Origin of the sequence: Peribacillus simplex NBRC 15720 = DSM 1321 (assembly GCF_002243645.1) — a bacterium.
In the GTDB taxonomy this organism is placed as follows: domain Bacteria; phylum Bacillota; class Bacilli; order Bacillales; family DSM-1321; genus Peribacillus; species Peribacillus simplex.
Window position 1 is genome coordinate 4895089 of the sequence record NZ_CP017704.1, and the last position, 23922, is coordinate 4919010.

At 37.2% G+C, this 23922-nt stretch carries 24 protein-coding genes, 1 tRNA gene and 1 pseudogene; 18 read left to right on the plus strand and 8 right to left on the minus strand.

Annotation, left to right across the window (positions count from 1 at the left end; genetic code table 11):
- Window positions 1-294 precede the first annotated feature (294 nt).
- The 7 genes from BS1321_RS23680 to BS1321_RS23710 all read left to right on the plus strand — a co-directional run bounded on the left by BS1321_RS23680 (window position 295) and on the right by BS1321_RS23710 (window position 5608).
- Window positions 295-1320, plus strand: coding sequence for a multicopper oxidase domain-containing protein (locus BS1321_RS23680; RefSeq protein ID WP_063236302.1), 1026 nt, complete (start codon window positions 295-297; stop codon window positions 1318-1320).
- Between the two features lie 15 nt (window positions 1321-1335).
- On the plus strand, window positions 1336-2505 hold the full coding sequence (locus BS1321_RS23685) for a ZIP family metal transporter (RefSeq protein ID WP_063236301.1): 1170 nt from the start codon (window positions 1336-1338) through the stop codon (window positions 2503-2505).
- 59 nt (window positions 2506-2564) lie between these two features.
- A complete protein-coding gene (locus BS1321_RS28265; protein ID WP_232522831.1) occupies window positions 2565-2624 on the plus strand; it encodes a twin-arginine translocase TatA/TatE family subunit in 60 nt (19 codons plus the stop codon).
- A gap of 136 nt (window positions 2625-2760) precedes the next feature.
- Entirely contained in the window at window positions 2761-2982 is a 222-nt protein-coding gene (locus tag BS1321_RS23695; RefSeq protein WP_063236305.1) for a helix-turn-helix domain-containing protein, read from the plus strand.
- A gap of 66 nt (window positions 2983-3048) precedes the next feature.
- On the plus strand, window positions 3049-3237 hold the full coding sequence (locus BS1321_RS23700; RefSeq protein WP_063236300.1) for a twin-arginine translocase TatA/TatE family subunit: 189 nt from the start codon (window positions 3049-3051) through the stop codon (window positions 3235-3237).
- Window positions 3238-3315: 78 nt separating this feature from the next.
- Window positions 3316-4038, plus strand: coding sequence for a twin-arginine translocase subunit TatC (gene tatC, locus BS1321_RS23705; protein ID WP_232522721.1), 723 nt, complete (start codon window positions 3316-3318; stop codon window positions 4036-4038).
- 295 nt (window positions 4039-4333) lie between these two features.
- Window positions 4334-5608, plus strand: coding sequence for an IS110 family RNA-guided transposase (locus BS1321_RS23710; RefSeq protein ID WP_094246658.1), 1275 nt, complete (start codon window positions 4334-4336; stop codon window positions 5606-5608).
- 637 nt (window positions 5609-6245) lie between these two features.
- Here BS1321_RS23710 and BS1321_RS23715 read toward each other — a convergent pair.
- Window positions 6246-6863, minus strand: a complete 618-nt coding sequence (locus BS1321_RS23715) for a TetR/AcrR family transcriptional regulator (RefSeq protein ID WP_056527673.1) — start codon at window positions 6861-6863, stop codon at window positions 6246-6248.
- Window positions 6864-7157: 294 nt separating this feature from the next.
- On the opposite strand from BS1321_RS23715, the gene BS1321_RS23720 reads away from it, so the two are divergent.
- Window positions 7158-8852: a CocE/NonD family hydrolase gene (locus BS1321_RS23720; protein WP_063236535.1), complete on the plus strand. Its 1695-nt coding sequence runs from the start codon at window positions 7158-7160 to the stop codon at window positions 8850-8852.
- A 319-nt stretch (window positions 8853-9171) separates the two neighbouring features.
- Window positions 9172-10110: a magnesium transporter CorA family protein gene (locus tag BS1321_RS23725; RefSeq protein ID WP_063236534.1), complete on the plus strand. Its 939-nt coding sequence runs from the start codon at window positions 9172-9174 to the stop codon at window positions 10108-10110.
- A gap of 365 nt (window positions 10111-10475) precedes the next feature.
- Here BS1321_RS23725 and BS1321_RS28270 read toward each other — a convergent pair whose 3' ends face one another.
- Both BS1321_RS28270 and BS1321_RS23730 read right to left on the minus strand, forming a co-directional pair.
- A complete protein-coding gene (locus tag BS1321_RS28270; protein ID WP_232522722.1) occupies window positions 10476-10808 on the minus strand; it encodes a hypothetical protein in 333 nt (110 codons plus the stop codon).
- Window positions 10786-11706, minus strand: coding sequence for an IS110 family RNA-guided transposase (locus BS1321_RS23730; RefSeq protein WP_232522723.1), 921 nt, complete (start codon window positions 11704-11706; stop codon window positions 10786-10788). The genes BS1321_RS28270 and BS1321_RS23730 overlap by 23 nt, the downstream gene beginning before the upstream one ends.
- 393 nt (window positions 11707-12099) lie before the next feature.
- On the opposite strand from BS1321_RS23730, the gene BS1321_RS23735 reads away from it, so the two are divergent.
- On the plus strand, window positions 12100-12600 hold the full coding sequence (locus tag BS1321_RS23735) for a hypothetical protein (protein ID WP_063236558.1): 501 nt from the start codon (window positions 12100-12102) through the stop codon (window positions 12598-12600).
- Window positions 12601-12911: 311 nt separating this feature from the next.
- On the opposite strand, the gene BS1321_RS23740 is transcribed toward BS1321_RS23735, so the two are convergent.
- A complete protein-coding gene (locus tag BS1321_RS23740; RefSeq protein WP_063236557.1) occupies window positions 12912-13115 on the minus strand; it encodes an alpha/beta-type small acid-soluble spore protein in 204 nt (67 codons plus the stop codon).
- Window positions 13116-13390: 275 nt separating this feature from the next.
- Here BS1321_RS23740 and BS1321_RS23745 point away from each other — a divergent pair, with 275 nt between their 5' ends.
- Window positions 13391-14047, plus strand: a complete 657-nt coding sequence (locus tag BS1321_RS23745; protein WP_063236556.1) for a hypothetical protein — start codon at window positions 13391-13393, stop codon at window positions 14045-14047.
- A 299-nt stretch (window positions 14048-14346) separates the two neighbouring features.
- Complete coding sequence (locus BS1321_RS23750; RefSeq protein WP_063236555.1) at window positions 14347-14865, plus strand: GNAT family N-acetyltransferase; 519 nt, start codon at window positions 14347-14349, stop codon at window positions 14863-14865.
- Between the two features lie 249 nt (window positions 14866-15114).
- Here BS1321_RS23750 and BS1321_RS23755 read toward each other — a convergent pair whose 3' ends face one another.
- Window positions 15115-15459 (minus strand): hypothetical protein, encoded by a 345-nt coding sequence (locus tag BS1321_RS23755; RefSeq protein ID WP_063236554.1) that lies wholly within the window; start codon window positions 15457-15459, stop codon window positions 15115-15117.
- Window positions 15460-15699: 240 nt separating this feature from the next.
- Between BS1321_RS23755 and BS1321_RS28810 the strand changes: the two genes are divergently transcribed.
- From BS1321_RS28810 to BS1321_RS23775, 5 genes are all read left to right on the plus strand, one after another.
- Window positions 15700-15801, plus strand: coding sequence for an LPXTG cell wall anchor domain-containing protein (locus BS1321_RS28810; RefSeq protein ID WP_081113119.1), 102 nt, complete (start codon window positions 15700-15702; stop codon window positions 15799-15801).
- A gap of 122 nt (window positions 15802-15923) precedes the next feature.
- Window positions 15924-16373, plus strand: a complete 450-nt coding sequence (locus tag BS1321_RS23765; RefSeq protein WP_094246659.1) for a CBO0543 family protein — start codon at window positions 15924-15926, stop codon at window positions 16371-16373.
- A gap of 720 nt (window positions 16374-17093) precedes the next feature.
- Entirely contained in the window at window positions 17094-17222 is a 129-nt protein-coding gene (locus tag BS1321_RS28535) for an ATP-binding cassette domain-containing protein (protein ID WP_257790327.1), read from the plus strand.
- A gap of 185 nt (window positions 17223-17407) precedes the next feature.
- Complete coding sequence (locus tag BS1321_RS23770) at window positions 17408-18652, plus strand: serine hydrolase domain-containing protein (protein WP_063234337.1); 1245 nt, start codon at window positions 17408-17410, stop codon at window positions 18650-18652.
- 1459 nt (window positions 18653-20111) lie between these two features.
- Window positions 20112-20297: a hypothetical protein gene (locus BS1321_RS23775; protein WP_144479075.1), complete on the plus strand. Its 186-nt coding sequence runs from the start codon at window positions 20112-20114 to the stop codon at window positions 20295-20297.
- A 110-nt stretch (window positions 20298-20407) separates the two neighbouring features.
- On the opposite strand, the gene BS1321_RS23780 is transcribed toward BS1321_RS23775, so the two are convergent.
- Window positions 20408-21946 (minus strand): multicopper oxidase family protein, encoded by a 1539-nt coding sequence (locus BS1321_RS23780; RefSeq protein ID WP_063234339.1) that lies wholly within the window; start codon window positions 21944-21946, stop codon window positions 20408-20410.
- A 282-nt stretch (window positions 21947-22228) separates the two neighbouring features.
- Window positions 22229-22299: transfer RNA gene (locus BS1321_RS23785), tRNA-Ala, on the minus strand.
- Window positions 22300-22463: 164 nt separating this feature from the next.
- Here BS1321_RS23785 and BS1321_RS28275 point away from each other — a divergent pair.
- Window positions 22464-22667, plus strand: a pseudogene (locus BS1321_RS28275) (IS110 family transposase); the annotation flags it as partial.
- Between the two features lie 452 nt (window positions 22668-23119).
- Here BS1321_RS28275 and BS1321_RS23790 read toward each other — a convergent pair.
- The gene (locus BS1321_RS23790; protein WP_063234340.1) at window positions 23120-23551 is read right to left on the minus strand and encodes a ParB N-terminal domain-containing protein; all 432 of its coding nucleotides are present in this window, start codon (window positions 23549-23551) and stop codon (window positions 23120-23122) included.
- Window positions 23552-23922 lie beyond the last annotated feature (371 nt).

Below are 23922 nucleotides of genomic sequence, written 5' to 3' on the forward strand. Positions count from 1 at the left end.
ATCATCCGTTGGAATAATATACAAAAAAGCACAGTCATTTGGCTGTGCTTTTTGTTTTAGAACGGCTTATTATCGAAACAAATCTGTTAGTCAGGGTGTACTCTAAATGAACAACTTATAAATAGAGTTGGTCCATGAATTACTCATGCGCTTCTCGCAAATCCGTAAGTGCGTGTCATCGCATACGAAGCATTTTGCAAAAAAAGAGTTGACATAAAACTTGCGCCTGACTTAAAGTATAGCTAATACAACAAAAAGTTTCCTTGAGGAAACTTTTTGGGAGGGGGTCAAGTAATGTCTGATGAGAAAAAGGTTTCCCGTAGAGATATTTTAAAGATGGGGACTGCTGGAGCTTTTGGGATAGCTGGATCTTATTACTTAAATAAAATGGCGCAATTTCCAAATGTGGCTCAAGCATCCAGTGATTCGTCTCACAAAACTAGCAATCATTCCAATCATTCTAATCATGCAAATATGAGTGATAAAACAAAAACCACAGGTTATAAAATGGCAGAACGGCTCCTTACTGACTTTGATTATGGAGAAGTTACCAAGTTGCCAAACGGGCAAATACTCCGGGAATATAAAGTCGTGGCAATTGATAAAGAAATCGAAATTGCCAAAGGAATTAAATTTCCAGGCTGGACTTATAACGGGACTATTCCAGGACCAACATTTCGTTGTACGGAAGGGGACCTTTTGCGGTTTCACTTTATTAATAAAGGCAGCCACCCCCACTCTATTCATTTTCACGGAATCCATCCTCCAGAGATGGACGGTTTAACTTCCATTTATCCTGGACAAAAATTCACGTACGAATTTGAAGCGAATCCATACGGATTACAAATTTACCATTGCCATGTACTACCCCTAGCTCGCCATATCCATAAAGGCTTATACGGTAATTTTATTATTGATCCAAAGAAGCCAAGAGAGCCGGCATTAGAGTTAAACATGGTTATGAATGGATTTGACTTGGATTTAGACGGCGAAAACGAGTTTTACACGGTGAATGGCTATGCCAACGCATTTATGAATCACCCTATTAAAATCAAAAAGGATCAACTCGTTCGGATCTATCTAAGTAATTTAACAGAATTCGACTTATTAAATTCGTTTCACTTGCATGCGAATTACTTTACGTACTATCCAACCGGCAGAAACGATAACCCCTCTCAATTTACAGATACCATCATGCAATGTCAGGGAGAACGTGGAATTATTGAAGTTCGGTTTCCATACAAGGGATCATATATGTTTCATGCCCATGTAAGTGAATTCGCTGAGTTAGGCTGGATGGGATTCTTTGAGGTCGAGTAAAAAAGGAGGGATAATATGAAGGGCAAATGGCTAATTACTGGTTTAATACCGTTAGTATTACTTATAGGAGTGTTGGGATGGGTGCTAAAGAATGGAGCGGGTATAGAAAAAGATCCTGCAGCACCGATAGAAGTCTTGAACATTGAACGCATCAAGGTAACTAAAATCGGTTTCGAATTATCTGTTAGTAATACGGGACCCAAACCCTTAACGATTTCTCAAGTTATGGTCAATGATTCGGTGTGGAATTACAGTGTCTCTCCTCAAGCAAAACTTGAACGATTTGAAGAAGGAAAGGTGACCATCACTTACCCATGGGTGGAAGGTGATCCACATACCATTAAATTAATCACAGAGAATGGGATTATCACGGAAGGTGAAGTTGCAGCTGCCACGCTCACTCCAGAAACCAACTGGAGCAACTTTTTGAATTACGGCTTAATCGGCTTTTACGTTGGGATTGTCCCGATCACATTGGGGTTGTTGTGGTATCCATTTATGAAACGTTTCTCACGAAAATCTATTAATGGGATTCTTGCTCTTACCGTTGGGCTCCTTTTATTCTTATTTGTTGGGACTTTGGCTGATGGATTTGAAATTGGTGCAGAAGCACCATCTGTCTTTCAGGGGAATATGGTTGTCATTATTGGGGCATCCTTAACCTTCTTATTATTGATCGGTTTTGATCAGTATCAACAAAGAAAACAAGAAAAGAAAGGATATTCTCCTTTTGGTCTAGCTTTGTTGATGGCTACCGGAATAGGACTTCATAACTTTGGGGAAGGTTTGGCAATTGGATCTTCCTTTGCCCTAGGTGAAGCTGCTTTAGGAACCTTTTTAATCATCGGCTTTACCCTTCACAATATTACGGAAGGGATTGGAATAGCTGCTCCTTTATTAAAGACCAAACCTCGATTTAGAGACTTTCTATTACTGGGAGTTATCGCAGGTGCACCCGCCATTGTAGGTACTTGGGTTGGCGGATTTATCTTCTCGCCAATTTGGGGTGCTGTATTTCTAGGTATAGGAGCAGGGGCAATTCTTCAAGTAATTTATGTAATAACGAAAATGCTGATAGACGATCATAAAAAACATGCTGAACCATCGGTCTCATGGTTAAATTTAACTGGCTTTACCATTGGATTATTAATTATGTACTTCACGGCATTTTTTGTTAAATATTAAGGAGGGATTTCGAGGTTAGGATCTGGAAGTGCATTCCTTATTAGATTTAAGCCTTAATCTTGTTTGGACCCATAAAAATTCCCGAACTTGGTAGAGGTGAGGGTTCAACATTGAATTAAAAACTCCACCCAAGGTCTTATTGAAGTGGAAAAGAAAGATAAAGAAAAGTAATAAGAGAAAGATTCTGTAAACCCATAAAACATTTTATTTTTAACCAACGCTGCTAAAACTAATTAAAAGGGAGCGTCATTGGTGATGAAACTTGGTAAAAAAAGAAGTAATTTTGGTAGATGGGTGGATAAACAAAAAGACATAAATAAATTAGAGTTAGAAAGAGCATCAAATTTAAGTAGAATGACGATCTCAAAATTATGTAGTGATCCGGACTATCGACCGAGATTTTCAACTGTAATTAAAATTAATCAGGGACTAAAAAAACTTGGTAAGAATATGGATTTAAACGATTTTTTTTACTGAAGTTATTCAAAAAATGATCATAAGTCTAAAAGGAATTACAAAATTTAATTACTTGGGGGAAATATTATGCTTCAAAATATAGGTATACCAGGATTGATACTAGTTTTAATCATCGCCCTTATTATTTTCGGCCCTTCTAAGTTACCGGAAATCGGAAGAGCATTTGGATCAACATTAAGAGAATTTAAAAAGTCTACTAGAGAGCTTGTAACAGATGACACGAATATAGAAACATCTAATAAGAAGAATAACTAGATAAGTAAATTAAGAGGAGATGTAATTTCTGTCTTACATCTTCCTTTTCATGGAGTGATTATGTTGGAAGGTCAAAACATGAACGTAGTTCAGCACATTGAGGAGTTACGCAAACGAATTATCATTACTTTAGTTGCCTTTCTACTGTTTTTAGCTCTGGCATTTATATATGTCCAAGATATTTATCATGTGATAGTCGAAGATTTACCATTTAAACTTGCTGTGTTAGGACCGAGTGATATCTTATTCGTTTATTTAATGATTGCCAGCGTCGTTGCAATTACAGTTACTATTCCAGTTGCTGCGCACCAAGTTTGGCTGTTTGTGCGTCCAGCATTAACACAAAACGAACGCAAAGTTACAATCGCTTATATTCCAGCACTATTTATTCTATTCGTATTAGGAATTAGCTTTGGTTACTATATTTTATTTCCTCTTGTACTAAAATTTTTAATGTCACTATCAAACGACATGTTTACTACTTTCTTTACAACGGAGAAATATTTCCGATTTTTGCTTCATATGACTTTGCCGTTTGGATTTCTGTTTGAGATGCCCGTTGTCATAATGTTCTTAACAAGTTTAGGAATTATAAATCCATACCGTCTACAAAAAATGAGGAAATATGCATACTTCATTTTAATCGTCGTTTCAATTTTGATTACACCGCCAGATTTTCTATCAGATATCCTTGTGATTATTCCTCTATTACTCTTATATGAAAGCAGTATTAGCTTATCTAAATTCGTATATAAACGACAGCAAAGGGCTAAAGAAGGTAAAAAAGATGTATACGAATAGTTTAAAAGGGGGAGTGCCAACAAGATACTCCTTAACGTTATATATCTGCGTTTTGTTGGTACTACCCCTATTACTCCAAGTAAAATACTAACCTTATTCATACTTCCTTATGGAACTATCGGGTGCGTTAGCTGAAAATCGGAGCTGCCTTAGGGCAGCTTTTTCTTTGTGCAACTAACGGGGCAGGATAGCATTCCTGTAGTTCGTTATTTTTCAGCTTTGAAAAAAATAGGGCTCCTCAGTAAGATATGAGTAAGACACCACTCTAACTCAAAACTTTAGGAGGAACCCTAATATGAAGTTTAAAATGCAAGATAAACAAAATCAACTAATAGAAAGAATTTCCGATAAACACCTTGTTGTTGGAGTGGATATTGCCCAACAATTACATGTGGCTAGAGCAGTGAATTTCCGTGGAATTGTAGTCGGAGATCCACTTGCATTTGAAAATAATGAAGATGGATTTGCTAGTTTATTAAAATGGATGGATAAGCTTCAAAGATTAAATAAACTGGATGCAGCCATCGTGGGAATGGAACCTACAGGCCATTACTGGATTAATCTTTCAAAGTGGCTATTTAAACAAGGAATTGAGGTAGTAAAAGTAAACCCTCACTTAGTAAAAAGGAATAAAGAAAACCGTGATAATACTCAGTCCAAAAGTGATAAGAAAGATGCCCTGGTCATCGCTGATATGGTGAAGAACGGTTACTACGCCTTTGTCAGGAACACCTCAGAATCATTTGAAATACTTAGGGTCCTTATGTCTAACCGTGATGTGGTAGTTAAACGACTCGTTAGCACGATTAATCAATTAAACCGTTGGGTGGATATTGTCTTTCCCGAACTCAGGCAAGTATTTAAAGACATTACTGGTAAAGGGGCTATCGCCACACTTCGTTTATTTCCATCTCCAATGGAACTGCGTTCCCTGAAACCTCATGATGTTGTTTCAGGATGGAAATCAATAATGAAGAGGCAGCCTGGATTAAAGAAAGCTCAATTACTTCTTCAGTTAGCTAGGAAATCTGTCGGCACAAGACAAGCACTTGAAGCGTATAAATTCCATTTGGAACAATTATTAGAGGAGTATGACCTCGCAGTCTTACAACTCGAAAGAGTGGAACAAGAGGTTAAGGATGTTTTAAAACAAATACCTTTTGCCAAGAAGCTTCTTGCCATTAAGGGAATTAGTGAAATTTCTTTAGCCGGAATATTAGGTGAAGCAGGAGATCTAAGTGGTTTTTCACACGGTAATTCTTTACTTCGGCACGCTGGGTTGCATCTGGCTGAAGCAAGCTCTGGAAAGTGGAAAGGCCAAATTGTCATTTCTAAGCGAGGTCGATCCAGGCTAAGGCGTTTCCTTTACTTAGCCACCATGAGCCTTGTGATGAATAACACGGAATTTCGAGCCATTCACACCCATAATGTTAAGGTGAAAAAAATGAAGAAAATGAAATCGATTATGAAATTGGTAGGTAAGCTAGCCAGGATATTTGTTGGAATAGCGCGCAGAAACGAGTCTTATTGTGCAGATAAAGTTCAACCTATAACTGAACTGGTTGCGTAGTTTTAAAGGGGGATTTTTTTATAGGGTTCTCGAAGGGAACCTTCAAAAACTAATTTTCATAGACTTTTTCTTTTTACGAATGTTGGCTTATTCGTAGGATTTCAAATATGTACGGAGTACCAGATTTCTTGAACAAAAGGGCACCGACCCATCAGGATAGCATAACTGGCCTCCACCCCTTGGATAGGCATGACGAAGGAATGATAGGGCAATTGACCCGTTGAGACATGGGAGGGAGAGCCTCCAGGGGCGGCGTGGAGAATGTACATTATATGGTAAAATGTGGAGTGTTGTACAACTCCTTTATTTCACTATGCCTTCACGAAATCTTCATGTCCTGAAATCACTCCATTTAACCGTGAACTTAAATTCAATGGTGATGAAATCCTGCGAATAAGCGAGTATTTGTGAGAAAATCGTATTAAACTGAGGGAGTTCATTAAGGAATACTGTTAAGTGACATTAAAGTCGTTTAAAAACGTCAGTCATGTTATTCCATTAAAGGGCCATTTAATGGAATAACTTATTTTAAAGTGCAGATGAGATTGTGAAGGAATGTATTTAAATTGGAAGGTTCAAGAAGAATATAAAAAAGGACAGTACATGAAAAACTTGGATACTGTCCATTTTCCTATCATTACTTTTTCAACCCAGCCGCAAAGTAGGGACCATTAGCCGTAATGGTCGTTAGGATACGAGCCATTTCTTGAGGGGATTCTTTCCTGCCACTTTCCAACCATTGTTGAATTACCCCTATTATTGCAGTTCCCATATAAGAAGCTAAATATTGTCCTGGTACAAGGAAATTTTCTTCCTTTATAAATGCGTTTGGATTATTTCCATAGAGTGTTTCCCACATAAATTCTTTCAGTCTTGTTTGAAACGATAAATCCCCTTTTGGACCTAACACAGCTTTCATAAATCCACTATTTATATTTAAATACTCAAATAATGAAACTGTTAAGGAAAATGGTGTCAAAGTCTGAGAGTCAGTTTCAAGCGCGGCAATAACACTTGGGAAGTTTTGCTTTGTAATTCTGGACATATCAAGCATAATTTCCTCCTCGCATTTAGTCATTAAATCAAATTTGTCTTGATAGTGTGCATAAAATGTACCTCTATTTATTTTCGCCCTAATTGTTATGTCTTTAACCGTAATTGCTTCGAACCCTTTTTCATTTATTAATTCTACTAATGCGTGTCGAATTGATTCTTTTGTCCGAATGACACGTAAATCAGTATTACTATTACGCAAGCAAATTCCTCCTTCCTTTTACCCAACACAATTATTAAAGGTGTTCCGTAACCAACACATTTGCCATTTTTAATTATTGAACAGAACCTAATTCAATTTTATAATTTGAAAAGTAATACACAACAGGTTGTTCTTTATTATAACTTAACATCTAGGAGGGATACAGCCAACATATACGCTAAGCAAAATTCAACATCATCTAATCTGTATTTTTTCATTCAAAGTTGGGAGGCTACTTTTAAGGAACTTATAGGTTACAGCGATGAATTTTTAATGAAAGGAAGTAGATGTAAAATGAACAAATTCTTGGGTCGTCCTGATCAGAAAACGACACATCCCAATGACACTAAACCAGGTTTGAACAAAATAGTCATGACTACGGCGCATTATGGAAATCAAGAGATGATAATGGAGAAGGATGTTCCCATAAAAATGCAGGATGGGGTCACAATATACGTCAATGTTTTCCGTCCGAATAAGCCTGGGAAGTTTCCGGTGGTAATGAGCATGGATCCATATAATAAAGATGGCTTCCCCCCCTATGATACTTTTCGTCAAGTCTGGCCGACGGTAGGTACTATCGTTACATCTCTTTTTGCGCCATTTGAGTCACCTGATCCCGGTTTTTGGGTGCCAAACGATTATATATTGATTAAAATCGCAACGCGGGGTAGTTCAAATTCGGAAGGTGACCTCTATCCTTGGACGAAAACGGAAACTCAAGATTATTATGAAGTCATCGAATGGGCCGGCGTTCAGGAGTGGAGCGATGGCAATGTGGGACTAAACGGTGTGTCATATCTGGCCATGACCCAATGGCGGGTGGCCGCTATGAATCCGCCTCATCTGAAGGCGATCATCCCGTGGGAAGGGACTTCTGATCTGTACCGGGAATGGTACTTTCACGGCGGAATACCGGAAACGGTTTTCTCAGCTGATTTCGAGAAGTTGCAACATACCCGGTGGCCAAATAACAACATAGAAGAAATGGTAGCGGCGCAAAAAGAACATCCGTTACTCGATGAGCACTGGGAGGAAAGACAGGTTACATTGTCCGATATCAAGGTACCCATGTTTGTTTGCGCCAGCTGGTCCACCCAAGGGTTGCATAACCGCGGTACCTTTGAAGGCTTTAAACAGGCTTCATCCAAAGACAAGTGGCTGCTGGTTCATGGCCGCAAGGAATGGGAAACCTACTATTTGCGTGAATCGCTGGAACAGCAGAAGGAGTTCTTCGATTATTTCCTGAAAGGCATTGAGAATGATTGGATGGATACGCCTCGGGTACGCTACGAGGTCAGAGAGAAATTCTATAAGGGACACATTCGCACCGCGAATGAGTGGCCGATAGCCCAAACAAAATATTCCAAACAATATCTGAATGGCGAAGAAATGTCCCTGCAGCAAACCCCTGTTCAGAACGAAACCAGACTCACCTATAATGCCGAGCCTGGTCAGACAGAAAACAGTGATTTAAGATTTAAATTTCCCGCTGACGAGGACATTGAGCTCACAGGAAATATGAAACTCAAGCTCTGGGTCTCTGCCGAAGACACGGATGATATGGATATTTTTGTTGGCATTAAGAAGTATGACAGACGAGGCAATGAAGTGTTCCTTCCAGATTTTAACCATATTGAAAACGGGCAGGTGGCCAATGGATGGTTGAGAGTTTCCCATAGAGAGTTGGATCCTGAAAGATCTACTCCTTATCAGCCTGTACTTAAGCACAAGAGATTATTGAAGCTTAATAAAGGCGAGATTGTGCCAGTAGAAATTGAAATATTACCTTCAAGCATTCTCCTAAGAGATGGAGAAAGTCTGGTGCTGGTTATAAAAGGAAGCGAGATAATCATCGAAGAAAACCCATCAGGTGATACAAGGCGTTATGGGCACAAGGAAACAGTGAACAAAGGAACTCATTCGATTTATACCGGTGGAAAGTATGATTCATTCCTTCTGGTACCTGTGATTCCTAAGAAAGAATAGTGAAAGGCTGAGTCCCATCAATTTTTGTAAATTCCGCTGGAGGGATTCAGTGAAACCTTCCCTGCAGGTAAGTTAAAAATACGCTAAGCAGGTCATATCCGAAGGCTTAGCGTATTTTTTCGTTAACATGTTGACGGTATCCCTTTAAAAAAGGTGAAGGAATGTCTCGCAGAAAAAGGCGATAAAGACCTGGCTTCTATGAGTTGAATGGTTGATTTTGTATGAATCATTAATTCTTGATAGGGCATTGGGCTCTCTTAAATCTTTACGTATGTAAGACTTTAGATTATTAGATTAAAGATAGAAAGGGTGATATATCGTGTTTATTACCTATAAATCCTCTCGTGAAGGAATTCTAGAAATAATAGAAAAATTCGAGAAGGATTGCTGGATCAATATGACCGCACCGTCAAAAGAAGAATTGACAGAGGTATCTCAACTTTGTAATATCCCAATTGAATTCTTAAGAGATCCGTTAGATTTAGAAGAAAGCGCTCGGATTCAATATGATCAAGAGACGAATTGTACGTTAATTATTAATGATTTTCCAACTATTGATATGAATCACGGTCAATTTGATTCCTATATTACCATTCCTATTGGAATCATCTTAGGAACAGATTACATTGTTACGGTTTGCAACCAATCGACTAACTCTTTAGAAAATGTAATCAAGAAAAATGTTAACACTTCAATGAAGAGTCGTTTTGCATTAGAGATATTATTTTCAATTTCAACTCAGTATATAGAAAAATTAAAACAGCTCAACAAACAACGTCTTAAAATAGAGAATAATTTGCGTGATTCATTGACGAACAAGCAACTCTATGACCTAATGGAGATTGAAAAAAGTTTGGTTTATTTTCTCACATCATTGAAGGGTAATGGGGATATCATAACCAAATTATTTCGTGCGAATTCCGTAAAGTTATACGAAGATGACAAAGATCTTCTAGAAGATGTAAAAATTGAAAATAATCAAGGAATTGAGACCACAGAATTATATACAAGAATTTTGAACAGTATAACTGGGTCATATTCTTCGCTAATATCGAATGAATTGAATAATACAATGAAAACTCTTACGTTATTTACAGTCTTTTTAACACTTCCTACACTTGTATTTAGTTTTTTTGGTATGAATGTTACTTTACCTATTGGTGATCAGGATCCCTTCTCTTGGATGATTATACTGATAATAGCATTAATTTTTATTGCCTTGATCGGATTGGCACTATGGAGAAGGAGGATATCCTAATTTGTTACGTATAAGTTAAAAAAGGCAGTCGATTTAAAAATAAATCGGGCTGCTTTTTTATTTGGTCTGGCTTCAACAATAAAGCTTGTGAATAAATATACTTAAAGTAAAGGGGGCTTTAGTTGAACTAGAAATAAGTGTTTTTTAGGTTCGAGGATAAATCTAAGTTATTCAATTAAAGGGCGCGATTCTTTAATAAGAATCGCTTTTCTTAATGAACTAACAGGTGCTTTACATCAATAAGAGAGTTGCCTTGGCAGCTCTTTTTTGTATGAAAATATATTCGTAAAAGGCCATACAAAATAAGCCCACCATATTCTAATTTTTTGAAGGACGTAAATGTGCCATATCGTTATATTAACTGGTTATGCAGTTTGTTGTTCAGATGGAGCGATTGTATAGCCTTTCTTTTTTAGGTATTCGATCATTTTTAATTCTTTGTTATTTTGTTTTTCTTCAAGGTAATTTGAACCTAGTTCATGATAGGGTTCTCCTGTTTTTAAGATGTTGTAAGCGATCGTTAATAGTAAATGAGCAGAAGCGATTCGTCCCTTCATTTTTCCCTGGCGTTTGGTAATCCTTTTTCGATGTGAAGCAATTCGATTATTTTGCCTTGATGTCGCTAGTACACACTCTACAGCCATCGTTTTCAAAGCTTTGTTACCTTGTGTGGTTTTACTCGTTTTTTTTACCAGCACTTTCGTAATTTCCGGGACTCACACCAGCCCAAGAGGCAAGATGTTTAGCCGACTTAAATACGGACATATCAACGCCCATCTCTGCAATAAAAGTAGCTGCGGCAGCTTTGTTAACACCAGGTATACCATCCAATAATTCTACTTCCTTACGATATGGGGACAGGAGTTGATCGATTTGTTTTTCCAATTCTTCTATGGCTTTTTCTAAATAACTCATATGCTCCCAATGGTAACGCAACATATCACGTTGATGACGGCGAATACGACCATTAATTGCATTTGCAATGTCAGTAATACTTGCTTTTGTTCGCCAATCCACCATTTTTCGAAGACCATCGGTCTCTATTTTTTCACCGTTTAGAATCGCTTCAAGGATACGGCGTCCCGATACACCAAAAATGTCTGATAATACGGATGTTAGCTTGATATTAGCAACTTGAAGAATTTTGTGAATGCGATTCTGCTCTGAAGTGAGATGATGAATCAATTTTTTTCGATAACGAGTAAGATCTCGTAAATCACGAATATCCTCCGGTGGAACAAAATTACTTTCAATAAGTCCACATCTTAGAAGCTTGGCAAGCCATTCGGCATCTTTCACATCAGTTTTACGACCTGGAACATTTTTGACATGTCTGGCATTGGCAAGAACAAGGTGAAAAGAACCCTCAAGTATATTCCATATTGGTTTCCAATAGACTCCGGTACTTTCCATCACAATATCGGATACCTGAAGGGTAGCTAGCCAATCACTTAAAGCCAAGAGTCCCGTTGTTGTAGTTGAAAACGTTTCAATAGAGGTTTTTGGCTTTTTATCTAATGGACCAAATAATACACAGGCTACTACTGTTTCTTGGTGTACATCTAGGCCAGCACACCGTTCAATCATTGCTTCCATAGGAGAATCACCTCAAAAAAAATTAACAATACATATGACAGGAGATTTGTTACAAAAATTTTTGTATACGTACTAGCAGTACACTAAATGGTTCTTCAATACTGTCACAACCAGTTTCTTATACAGGGTATCTTCCTTAAGATCCACCAAAAAAAGTTCAGCCTGGTTGTATTGTTATCATCCATTATCGTCAAGGAGTTAAAGGGTTAGACTCTATTTTGAGTTTAGATTTTCGTAGTAGATGGTGGCGGCGAGGAGCGCCGTCATAGGAGTTCTTATGGAACTATCGGGGCAGGTTAGTGGAATAAGCAGGAAATAAATAATAATATATTCTTATGCTCTTAATAACTACCTATTTTAAGATAAATAAATCCGAAAAGAGGTATTGTTTTAGTGAAAATACGTTGGTTCATCTATTTAGTAATAGGAATTGTATTTGGGGTGTTTGATTTTTACTTCCATAGTTTTATTTCTAATGTGCTTGTTCAAGGAGAGACTTTTTGGACAGTATTGACTTATGGTGTTTGGTTAGTACCGATTGTCCCCATTGCTCTATATGAAGTACGAATTTCCAAATCAAGAGTGAGGGCTGCTTTGGCGAGTAGCTCAACGTGGCTCGTTTCCATTATTTTTTATTATTTATACAATGCTATTCAGCTTGGTATTATAGGGCGTTCAACTAGACCAGAACTACATATATCTAATCACAAGGACCCGTTTTTCTGGGGAAATTGGAAAAATGTATTTTGGGAAGATATTGTTATAAGAGGTATTGTTGAATGGAGTGTTGTTGTAGTCGCAGGTGGTTTCATTGTTGGTTTTTCGGTTGGTTTTATTTATCTTCTTCTTGAGAAACTAATAAAGTTAAGAAGAACCACAAATGAGGATTTTTAAAATCAAATGAGCATAAATACAGTCTTTTTTATTATTATGTAATTTTCTTATATGAGCTCATAAAAATTATCACTATACTTATAAATAACCTTCTTAATGAACTAACCGGTGCGTTAGCTGAAGGTCAGAGCTGTCTTTAAGGCAGCTTTTTCTTTAAGCAACTAAAGGGGCAGGTTAGTTGAATAAGCGTAAGTATTCGTACTGCGACATAGCAAAATAACAGCTACTGTTGTTTCTGTTTTTTTTGAAATTTGTAGAATTATAAATAGGGATAGTCGAATCACTATCCCTAACATTACATATGATTTCTATTAACGAGTTCTTCCGCCTAATTGTTGTTCAGCCATTTGCACTAAACGTTTTGTAATTTCTCCACCAACAGATCCGTTTGCACGGGATGTTGTATCAGCGCCAAGTGTAACACCGAATTCACTAGAGATTTCGTATTTCATTTGTTCTAGAGCTTGCTCTGCACCATTAACTACTAATTGATTATTGTTGTTATTTCTAGCCATGTTGTCAGCTCCTATGAATGTAATGTGTTGCTAGTCATAGGTTTTGATATTGTTAAGACTTATATACATAGAATTTAAAATAAATTAAGGCAGTGATTGGCTTTCTCCTCCTATTGCACAGTTTGTGTCAACTATACAATAAGGCAGGTCGCTGAGGCTGCCTTTTTCTTATGGAACTAAAGGGGAAGGTTAGTTTAATAAGCCAGCGAAAACAACGGTTTCACGTGGTATTATAAAAAAATAAACTATTCGAACCTTTAAGAGAGGCGATTAAAATGAAGGTAGAAATAAGCTACTTCCCTCCCGAAAAAATAATAACTGTGCCGGAGGAAGAAGCCACTTATCCTTTTGAGATTAACGGTGAGTTCCAATATATCGTAGAGTTTTATACAGATACCCATGAAGAATTCTTTTGTAATTGGATGGATAGCCCAGATTATTACCCTATTTATTCACTTGCGGAAATCTATGATTTTCAACAAGCAGAGTACGAAGAGCTGTTTAAGATGCAAAACATAGAGTTTAATTATATGAAGGGGAGTCGTAAAGATACGTTCTTTGTAAAGGCAATTATACGCAGCCCGCAGCAATTTAAAGAATATTATTCTTATTTGTACGGGAATGGAAGCATGTTGAACTTACCATTATGGTCCTTAAAACAGGATGTATTCAGACTAGAGGAAAGGGAATATGAGTCACCTTATCCTGTAAAAAAGACTAAAAATAACCGAACCAGACTAGTTAAATTAAAGTGGATAGCCAATACCCCGATAGCAACTTTAGTTGCAAGTTCCACTATGTTTTGGGTAGGGTATGATGGTGATTATATTACCGCGTTCTCAAATGATGAACACTTTTCAACAATAGACTCTCTTCAAAAAATAATACCAGAAAAGGTAGAGCTGGTAACTGGTGATTATGAGTATGAGTAGTGTTCTCCCATTCCATAAACTTGTTGAACTAAAAGGTGCGTTGGCTGAATATCGGAGCTGTCTTTAAGGCAGCTTTTTCTTATGGAACTAACGGGTGCGTTAGCTGAAGATCGGAGCTGTCTTTAAGGCAACTTTTCTTTATGCAACTATCGGGGCAGGTTAGTTCAAGAGTGCATATTGATTTGTTCAACAATTGGTCCATTTTATGGAATAACACTTATTGAGCTAACTGAGGGTTGAAAGAAAGAATGTTATAATAAATTTTATTATTTTACTGTTTTGCATTGGAGGTACTTAACTTGGAAATTAGAAAAGCAAGGAAAGAAGATATTAAGGGCATATCAAGAGTTTATGTTGATAGTTGGAGGACTACTTATCGTGATCTAGTACCTGACGATTATCTGGACGAATTATCGTATGAAGATGCAGAAAAAAGATGGAATGATTTTTTATATAACGAAAATGAACCTTTTATATATGTTGCAATTAATGAAACAGGGAAAATTATAGGTTTTGCATCCGGTAAAAGTATAGATGAGAAGAATTACGATGGAGAACTATATTCGCTTTATCTCTTACAGGAATGTAGAGGATTTGGTGTTGGTAGGCAGCTTATTTCAGCTATTGCTAAACATTTTAAAGAAAAAGGTTTTTATTCTATGATGGTTTGGGTAATGAAACAGAATAATTCTGGACTTGGATTTTATGAACGTATGGGAGGAAAAGAATACATTCATAGGACCAGTACGTTTGGGGGAACCATAGTAGAGGATATTGCTTATGGCTGGAAGGATATCTCAGAATTATGTATTGAGTAAGAGTAATAAAGGTTTACACGTGTGTAACTTGTTTAATTAACGGGCGCGATTCTTGAATAAGATTCGCTTTTCTTAATGAACTAACGGGGCAGGTTAGTTCAAGAATACTGTTTGATCTTTATTCAACAATTGGCCATATTATTGAATAACTAACGAAAGTATATTTATGAAAGGGCGTTAGAATAATTATAAGTAATTCTTATATTTATGGTTTGTCATAAGAAAGAGCCTATCAAGGTAAGCTCTTTCTTATTTTCCTTTTAATAACCAAAAACCAATTAATATAATTGTGATACCGACCCCTGTTCGCCAATTGGGAATTTCTTTTAGAAATATGTATCCAATTGCTACACTAACTAGTATCTCCATTCCTTTAGAGACAATAAGTGAGAAGGTTAAGTTATCTACAATTTTTGTTAAAAACTTCACTCCGTATCCAATCATAATACTCGCAGGCAGAAACAAAGGTAAAAGTTTAATGTAGTACCATAAAGTGGATAAAAAATTTGAGTCAATGTGCTTGGTGTGATAAGCGTAAATAGCATTAATAATTAATAACCCGCCTAACATTAATAAAAGGGCAAGGAAAATCATAAATGTTGTTCTCCAATTGAATTTGTTTCTATAATTTTGCCCAAATGCAAAATCTTTATGTAAAGTAAAAATCAAGTTACTCATTTTGCATGAAATGTATTCAGAATCGCTTTTCTTAATGAACTAACGGGGCAGTTTAGTTTAATAAGACTTTTAGAATCAAACTATCAGTTGAAACCTTTTTAGGAAAAATCTAGTATATAGATTAGGGAAATGTTTTTTGAATAGGAGGATCAGGTAATGTTAGGGGATATTATATATCAAGTTATTGTTTTCGGAGGTATATCATTAATTTTAGGTGTATTAGGTTATTTATTTTTTAAGAGGACCAAGAAAAGCTAATTAAATTTCTAATTCAAGTAACGGGTGCTTTACTTCAATAAGGGAGTTGCTTTGGCAGATCTTTATGGAACTAACGGGGCAGAATAGCTAAATATGCGATCCTAAAAAAAGGAAGGTTAAATATGCTTTTTCATATTATTATTGGATTTATCCTCCCTTGGATTGTAGGGGTATATTTATTTAGAAATCAGAAGAAATTGTTCATTATTTTTTATCCGATTGGTACAGCTACTAGCTTTTTAATAAATGAAATTGGATTTAACTACTTTTGGAGGATGGATATAGTATTTCAAGAATCATCTTTAACTGGAATTCCGTATGATTTAGGTCTTTATCCTATACTTGGTTGTTTATTTATTTGCGTTATTCACTATAAAAAAATGCCTATTCTTATTACATTTTTAGTTTTTACTTTAGTTACAACCTTTGGAGAGTACATACTAGTGTGTCTAGAGAAAATAGTATACAGGAATGAATGGAATATCATTTGGACTGGTGTTAGTTATTTATTTGCTTATTCAATTTTTTATGTTTATTACAAATTAGTTCGTAAGTTTATTTTATTAAATTAATGGGTGCTTTACTTCATTACCAGGAGCTGATCAGCAGCTCCTTTTCTTTTGGAACTAAAGGGGCAGGTTAGTTCCATAAGGAAATGGATTATTTTACACTTATGAATAATTACTCTTTATTGTTATTATTTTCTTAAAGGTTCAAATTATTTTAATTTGATATCGTTAATTCACCATTGTGATTTACTGTGAGAGCAATAAATAAAATTAACTTAGTTACAAAGTTATTAATTTTTTTAATTTTTGTCTCTTTTAATACATAAATTTGTTTTTATGCAAAAGACAAAACAGAAGGTATAGTTTCTGCGTGTATAGGTACCTTTCTAGTGATTTTGGTTGCAACTATGGGATTTCTTCTAGATAGAAGCAACCATATGTAATTATGAAAGATAAAGAGGATGAAAAAGATGAAAAAGGAAAGGCAAAAAAGAAGGTTTTTCAAAGGGATAATGATTGAAATTCGTGATTCAATCTTATATGAATTCGTTTTTAACCTCTTAACTCTTATTCCAAGAATGATAGTTCGTTTAGTAAAAAGTTTATTTTAACTAATTGTGTCGGAAGTAATTCTTAATGAACTAACTGGCGCTTTACTTCAGAAAGAGAGTTGCTTTAGCAGCTCTTTTTGTTATGGAACTATCGGGGCAGGATAGTTGAAGAAGGAATTTGTATTTACTTCTAGAATATACATAATTAGGGAATGTGAAGGTGGGAGCTTAAATGGATAAGGGCAGTATTTTCGCCCTGCTCGGCTCCAATGGGGCGGGCAAGACAACGGTTGCCAAGAGGATTACTTACGGAATAATGGTGACTTTGAATTTGATGAAACCGAGAATAAACGTCCGATGAACATATGGCTCTATGCTAAGTGCAGGACATTTCTCGATTCTGATTACCCAGAACAGGATGTGAGTCATCTTTTGATTGCCAATATTCAGTCTCTTTGATGCATCGAACACGCTTTCAAGCATTGATAACAAAAGAGAATTTGTAGAACAATAGGGCTGATAAAAAAGTAAAGAGAGGGAAACCAAATGAAAAAGATTACAACGGGACAAAGCAACACTGGCTTATCCGAAACAGGGCTACGCAGAATGCGCGACGTTCTGGCACGGCATGTCGAGTCCGGGAAGATTCCTGGGCTCGTCGCCCTGGTCAGCCGGTACGGTGAGACGCACGTAGAAGCGATCGGCACGATGCGCCATGACGGTGGCGCGCCGATGCGCCGGGACACGATCTTCCGGTTGGCGTCCACTTCCAAGCCGCTCGCGGTCGCGTCGGTGATGATCCTGCTCGACGAGTGCAAGCTGCATCTGGACGACCCAGTAGATACGTGGCTGCCCGAACTCGCCGACCGGCAGGTGCTGAAACGGGCCGACGGCCCGCTGGACGACACCGTGCCGGCACGGCGGCCGATCACCATACGGGACTTGTTGACCTCCACGTTCGGGCTCGGAGTGGATATTACGTTGATGGGCTCCCCGATCCAGAACGCGATCTTCGAGAGTGGGATATACGACACGCCAGGGGCGGAGTTGCCCGATCCGGATGAGTGGATGCGCCGCCTGGGCACACTCCCGCTGAGCTACCAGCCCGGAGAGCGGTGGCAATACCACGTCAGCAACGAAGTGCTCGGCGTGCTCGTCGCCAGAGTCACGGGTCAGACGTTCGAGACGTTCCTGCGCGAACGCATCCTCGATCCGCTGGGGATGAAGGACACTGGTTTCTACGTGCCCGCCAACAAGATTGACCGGCTGCCGCCCGCCTTCAACCCCGATCCACAGACCGGAGAGTTCATCGTGTGGGACGAGGCCGCAGGCGGACGCTACAGCCGACCTCCAGCGTTCCAAGCAGGCGGCGGTGGGCTGCTCTCAACCGTCGACGACTATCACGCGTATTTACGGATGCTGCTGAACCAAGGGATGCACGGGACCGAACGGATCCTGTCCCGGCCCGCCGTCCAGCTGATGACCACCAACCGCCTCACGCCCGAGCAACAAGCCGCCCGAGACGCCCTGGCCAAAAACAACGTCCATTTGTCGCACGGCCAAGGGCAGCACGGCGGCTGGGGCTTCGGGATGGCGGTGCGCACCTACCGTGGTGACTACGCGTCCATCGGCCAGTTCGGCTGGGACGGTGGAACCGGCACCACGACATACGCCGACCCGGACAAACAGCTCACCGGAATCCTGCTCACCCAGGTCGGGATGTCCACCCCGGATTCAGCGCGGCTTATCCACGACTTCTGGACCATGGTCTACCAGGCAATCGAAGACTGACACCGAGCCCGCGCCTGGTACGCCCGCCCTCAACCCACGACACCCAACGGTCAGCCCCCTGGCGGCCGATTGGAAGCAAAAGTTGCCTTTAAAACATGCTCTTTCTATTTATTCATTTATCAAGGTTTCTTGGATTAATTTGATCAAACTTTGTTTCAAATCTACATTAGTTAAGAAGGTTAGACCTAAATTTTGATTTACCTTTATAAAACAAAAAAGCCCCTCTCGATTATGAGAAGGGCCTTTTAAGTTGGAATAGTGGAGTAGCTGGGTAATATTATTGTCTTCCAACCAAATACATTTTATACCAATTTAATAAATAAAACCTCTCTATAAAAGAGGACTTACCACTAAACCCCATTTCTTTGTAAATTGTTTGCATCCATTTTGGAATAATAAAAGGAAAATCAGCTTATGTTGGAGGGTTCTTGGTTGCTACTGGAACCATCATACTGTGGCTTTGAAATAAAGTCACGATGTTTGTAAAAAAGATGGGATGTTTAAAATAAAGTCGCGACGTTTATAAGGACAATTTTCTGAAAAAACAGGTGCGTTAGCTTAAGATAAAAACTGTCCTTTAAGGCAGTTTTTTCTTTATGGAACTAAAGGGGCAGGTTAGTGGCATAAGAAGAACGACTTTTTCAAATCGCCCCTAAAAAGTTCATCCCTTTAAGCTCACCTTTTTGAATGCCTTCAAATAGACCCTATACGTTACTGTGCCATCCATTTTCCACACCTCCCAAATTAACTACAGACTAATCATAAATTACTGGAAAGTTTGAAATTATACCAAAATGTTACATTATTTCAACAAAACTTATCTAAGTTTAGGGGTGTCTATACATTTTTTTTGAAAAGGGCATATCATAAACAGAACAATCTAAATAAAAAGGAGTTACTCAAATGTATAATATAAATGTAAGAAGACCTCAACGTCATGCTATTATTGGATTCTTAAGTGAACTTGGTGCGACACAAATCCCACACTATCATTTGAATGGTTTCGTTTATTATCCATACTATAGTGGATATGGTTATTACTATCCGTACTACAGTTTCTATGGATAATGTTCTTAATTTCAACAAAACAAAAATCACCCATTACTGGATGCCCATAAAAGATTTAATATGGTAAATTTCTATCTTGATTCGTATCTTCAATGATTTTTTTTAGGTTCACGGAAAAAAATTTTAACCTTCTTAGGACACGATTCAACAACAGGTTTCCCCTTTGAAGAAATTGAAGCTGAGTACATTAATGAAATAGAATGAATTTTTATTGGGTGCCTATACTTATACAGTTTCGTTAAGCTTCACTTGATTAAAGAGTTAAGCCTTTTTTATTGAAGTAACTAAGCTGTTTAAATCAATAAAAAAAGTCAGAAAGAGGATACACTGAGAGAGGTTGAGCATTAATATAATGGGAATTATAAAAATAGACAGGTATATGGGGATGTGTATGACGTTTAAGTCTGAGATTATTAAAATCTGTATTGCAATTGTTATAACGTTCCTCCTCGGAAGAACCGTTTCCCAAGGAATTCAAATAGAGTTACTAAGGGATATTGTTGTTGGAATAACAGTTGCAGTGGTTTATTTATTACTTATTATACGATTTTTAAAAAGAAGCGATGATGACGAATAGAAAAATTCCTTCTTCAACTAACGGAGCAGGTTAGCTTTATATGTAAAAAACATTGGGTGTTAAATCCCAATGTTCTTTATAGATTAATTTTGTTATTCGGAAAAATCTAATTATCGGATAACTATATATGGTCTCATCATTTCGTAATCCTCGTGTTCTAATATATGACAGTGCCAAACATACAAACCTGTATAAGGACCAAACTTCATGATAATTCGAGTTACTTGATTAGGGTTAGATTGAACGGTATCCTTCCATCCTCGTTCATAAGGTTCTGGAGAAATCGCAGGACCTGTATAATGGATAATTTTCTCCTTTTTATACCTTTGTACATCGAAATCTCTTCGATCTAAGATTTGAAAATCAATTAAGTGGAGATGGATAGGGTGTGTATCCGTAGTTAAGTTAATAAGACACCATATTTCGGTTGATCCTAATTTTGGATTTTCAGTTATTGGGGCATCCCATTGTTTATTATCCAATAACATAAATTCACGACCGTACTTATCCATATTGTCATTTAATGTTAGATATCTCACCTTCGAAGCTAATTGTTCTCTTATTTTGGGAACAGGCATCATATAAGCCGGAATAACACTCGTATCGACACTTGATAATGGAAGAATCACTCTAAATTGCATCACTGTGCCTGTATTTTCATTTATCTGATTTCCATTTCCGGTTGGAAATGGAGCTGGAGCATCGTTTGTCATGATAATATACTTACCCTCAAGATTAGTAAAATCAATGATTACTTCTGCACGTTCTGCAGGCGCTAACATGATTTCTTTTACACCTATTGGGTGCTGCATTAATCCTCCATCCGTCGCAATTTGATACATAGGTTGTTCCGAATCAAGCTTCATTCTAAAAAAACGGGTATTGGATGCGTTTAGTAGTCTAAATCGATATTTACGAGGTTCCACTTTTAAATATGGATGTACTTTGCCATTCACGATAATCGTATCTCCAACAAATTCAGGAATGATCGACGTTTCTAATTTCGGGATTGGTTGATCTGGCTGTTTAGGGTAATATAGTGAACCATCCTTATTGAAAGTCTTATCTTGTATCATAAGAGGGATCTCATATTGCTCACTTGGTAAATTCAATAAACGTTCGTGTTGATCTCTGATTAGATAAAATCCAGCCAACCCTGCATAAACATTAAGCCTAGTGATACCAAGGGCATGGTCATGATACCAGAGGGTGGAATCATGACCGCAATTATCATATCGATATACTTGCTTTCTAAAATATCGACCGACTTGTTTGAATTCTTTTGTAAACCAAGCCTCTGGGTAGCCATCACTTTCCGATTCAACACATGCACCGTGTACATGAACCACCGTTCGTACTTCAGGTACATCCATATGGGCTCCATGCACCGTATAGTCTACTGGAAACAGATGCTTATCTGGAAGATTGTTGATCCATTTGATAAACACGATTTCTCCTCTTTCTACTTCAATGGTAGGTCCTGGATAGCTACCTTCGTATCCCCAAACAGTTGTATCATTTAACTCACGATGGAGTGATTGCTTAAATTCCGTCATATTCACTTCATAATAAGTATAGAACTGATCTTTCCATCGAGGTTTTAAAATAGGGGGAATAGGGAGTTCATCTACAAATTTAGAGAGAATCATATTTCCTCTCCTTTCTGCTAATTATAATTACCTTCTTTCAAAAGGTTATAAATATTACAAGCTCTGTATGACAAATTCAAATGGTGATTGCAGTTGACAAAATGAATAAAAGTGCGTGATATATTCTATGCACGCTTGTGTAACTAACGGAGGCGTTAGTTGATAAAGAACAATTGAAGACTGCAATTTAAGGCAGTCTTTTTAATCAATAATGAAATTTAACAGATCCAAATAAAAAGAAAACACCTCATTTATTAAATAGGAAGTGTTTTCTTTTTTGTATAGAGTTGATGGGAATTGAACCCACGACCCTTTGCCTGCCAGGCAAATGCTCTCCCCTGAGCTACAATCCCATTTTAAAAAATGGGATTAGAATCATTCTACTTTCTGTACATATAAACAAGGTTAAATGTTATATGAACACTGCAAATAAACACATTTACCTATAGATATTTAAAACCTTCTTCCTTTTATCGTATGAATATTGATCCACCAGTCCATGTAATGTAGAGGCTGTTCGAGCAGACTACGTCATTCCCTGTATCTTGCCGTGCTATGCGGCATAAGGAGTTCAAGAAACAAAAAGCTTAAAGCTTTCATTGATAAGAAAAAATCAGAAGGAAAGCCATCCAAAGTGGCGATCGTTGCCTGTATGAATAAACTTCTTCATTGGATTTACGCTTTATTAAAGAGAAAAGAAGCATTCCTAGATTTAGCCTGATTAACGGTTTTGTGAAACAGAGAAAAATCCTTCCAAAAGGGTTTTGGAGGGTTATTTGTCATGAACAAAAATAGTATATCATAAGGGAAATGAAAATTTTAGAGAAAGATATTGACATCCTATTAGCTGGTTTAGTTCTATAATGATCATTAAAAAAATAATCAAACTCTTTTATAAAAATTGATACTAAATCACTAGAAAAGAACCCTTTTTGATCAATCTCTTTTCAAAATGGATTGTATTTATTTACGCTAATAGGAGGGTTCAGGAGGACCTTTTGATCAATCTTTATTTCAAAGCTACAGTGGATTCTTTTTTTAAACAGATGCTTTAGCACAATACATACATGAACTGAGCTGGAAAGTTCCCTCCAAAGAATAAGGAATAAGAATGGCCGAAAATCAATTTGATTTTTCGGCCATTTTAATATTTGAAAATGGGGAATTCAAGAATTATTTTTCTACAGATGCAATGATGTCTTCAGCTAAGAGTTTAGAACCACTAGCACCTTTTAGATATTTCAATGTTCCTTCACTAGACCAATCAAATATCTTTATACTGCTCATTCTTTTATTTACTTCTTTAATGTTTAACTGGTTAGAAACAAAATTATAATTTGAAGGAATAATTTTATTGCCGGCTATAGCAAAAGCATTTAAACAGACTATATGAGTTAGTCTATATTGCTTATAATCACTCCATTCAACAGGTAACAACTCTTTTATACAATTAAAATAAGTAAGAGTTATATTAAGTATTTTTTCCTTAGGTAATTCGGCTAGCTTTGTATTTTTAATTAATAACAAAAGAAAGTTATATACATTTTGTAAAGTAATATGCTTTTCTTTAGTTCTTTTGCCAATTAACGTTCCTTTATTATACAAGGGGCTGTTAGGATCAATAATTAGCTGTGTTGCAATCCAACTAAGATTATCACTTTCTCTTTTTAAAAATCTACTTAACGAAGTACCTATACCTTTAGCTTTTGAATTAATAATATCTTTAAATAACTAAACAGTGAAAAGCTAGGGGCGACTTTTAACATCGCGCTTGTTTCTTTTGTATATACTCCCATTCCACCTAATCTATGCTAACCATCCAATAGTGAAGCTTTTTATTGCATATTAATCTGCCTATATTTGGACGGATTTTATCATAAGCATGAAATTCCCACTCTTCACCGAAGAAACAATCATTTTATGCTTTCTCATATCAGTTCAGTAAAAACGAAGTCATATCTAGCCGATTGTGATAT

What these genes read in the sequence shown, in the direction of transcription:
- BS1321_RS23765 (WP_094246659.1), top strand. Translation starts at nt 15,924, where the DNA reads ATGCTTTTTCATATTATTATTGGATTTATCCTCCCTTGGATTGTAGGG.
- BS1321_RS23775 (WP_144479075.1), top strand. Translation starts at nt 20,112, where the DNA reads ATGACGTTTAAGTCTGAGATTATTAAAATCTGTATTGCAATTGTTATA.
- BS1321_RS23745 (WP_063236556.1), top strand. Translation starts at nt 13,391, where the DNA reads ATGAAGGTAGAAATAAGCTACTTCCCTCCCGAAAAAATAATAACTGTG.
- BS1321_RS28810 (WP_081113119.1), top strand. Translation starts at nt 15,700, where the DNA reads ATGTTAGGGGATATTATATATCAAGTTATTGTTTTCGGAGGTATATCA.
- BS1321_RS23710 (WP_094246658.1), top strand. Translation starts at nt 4,334, where the DNA reads ATGAAGTTTAAAATGCAAGATAAACAAAATCAACTAATAGAAAGAATT.
- BS1321_RS23680 (WP_063236302.1), top strand. Translation starts at nt 295, where the DNA reads ATGTCTGATGAGAAAAAGGTTTCCCGTAGAGATATTTTAAAGATGGGG.
- BS1321_RS23770 (WP_063234337.1), top strand. Translation starts at nt 17,408, where the DNA reads ATGAAAAAGATTACAACGGGACAAAGCAACACTGGCTTATCCGAAACA.
- tatC (WP_232522721.1), top strand. Translation starts at nt 3,316, where the DNA reads ATGAACGTAGTTCAGCACATTGAGGAGTTACGCAAACGAATTATCATT.
- BS1321_RS28535 (WP_257790327.1), top strand. Translation starts at nt 17,094, where the DNA reads ATGGATAAGGGCAGTATTTTCGCCCTGCTCGGCTCCAATGGGGCGGGC.
- BS1321_RS23720 (WP_063236535.1), top strand. Translation starts at nt 7,158, where the DNA reads ATGAACAAATTCTTGGGTCGTCCTGATCAGAAAACGACACATCCCAAT.
- BS1321_RS23730 (WP_232522723.1), bottom strand. Translation starts at nt 11,706, where the DNA reads ATGGAAGCAATGATTGAACGGTGTGCTGGCCTAGATGTACACCAAGAA.
- BS1321_RS23740 (WP_063236557.1), bottom strand. Translation starts at nt 13,115, where the DNA reads ATGGCTAGAAATAACAACAATAATCAATTAGTAGTTAATGGTGCAGAG.
- BS1321_RS23700 (WP_063236300.1), top strand. Translation starts at nt 3,049, where the DNA reads ATGCTTCAAAATATAGGTATACCAGGATTGATACTAGTTTTAATCATC.
- BS1321_RS23685 (WP_063236301.1), top strand. Translation starts at nt 1,336, where the DNA reads ATGAAGGGCAAATGGCTAATTACTGGTTTAATACCGTTAGTATTACTT.
- BS1321_RS23755 (WP_063236554.1), bottom strand. Translation starts at nt 15,459, where the DNA reads ATGATTTTCCTTGCCCTTTTATTAATGTTAGGCGGGTTATTAATTATT.
- BS1321_RS23695 (WP_063236305.1), top strand. Translation starts at nt 2,761, where the DNA reads ATGAAACTTGGTAAAAAAAGAAGTAATTTTGGTAGATGGGTGGATAAA.
- BS1321_RS23780 (WP_063234339.1), bottom strand. Translation starts at nt 21,946, where the DNA reads ATGATTCTCTCTAAATTTGTAGATGAACTCCCTATTCCCCCTATTTTA.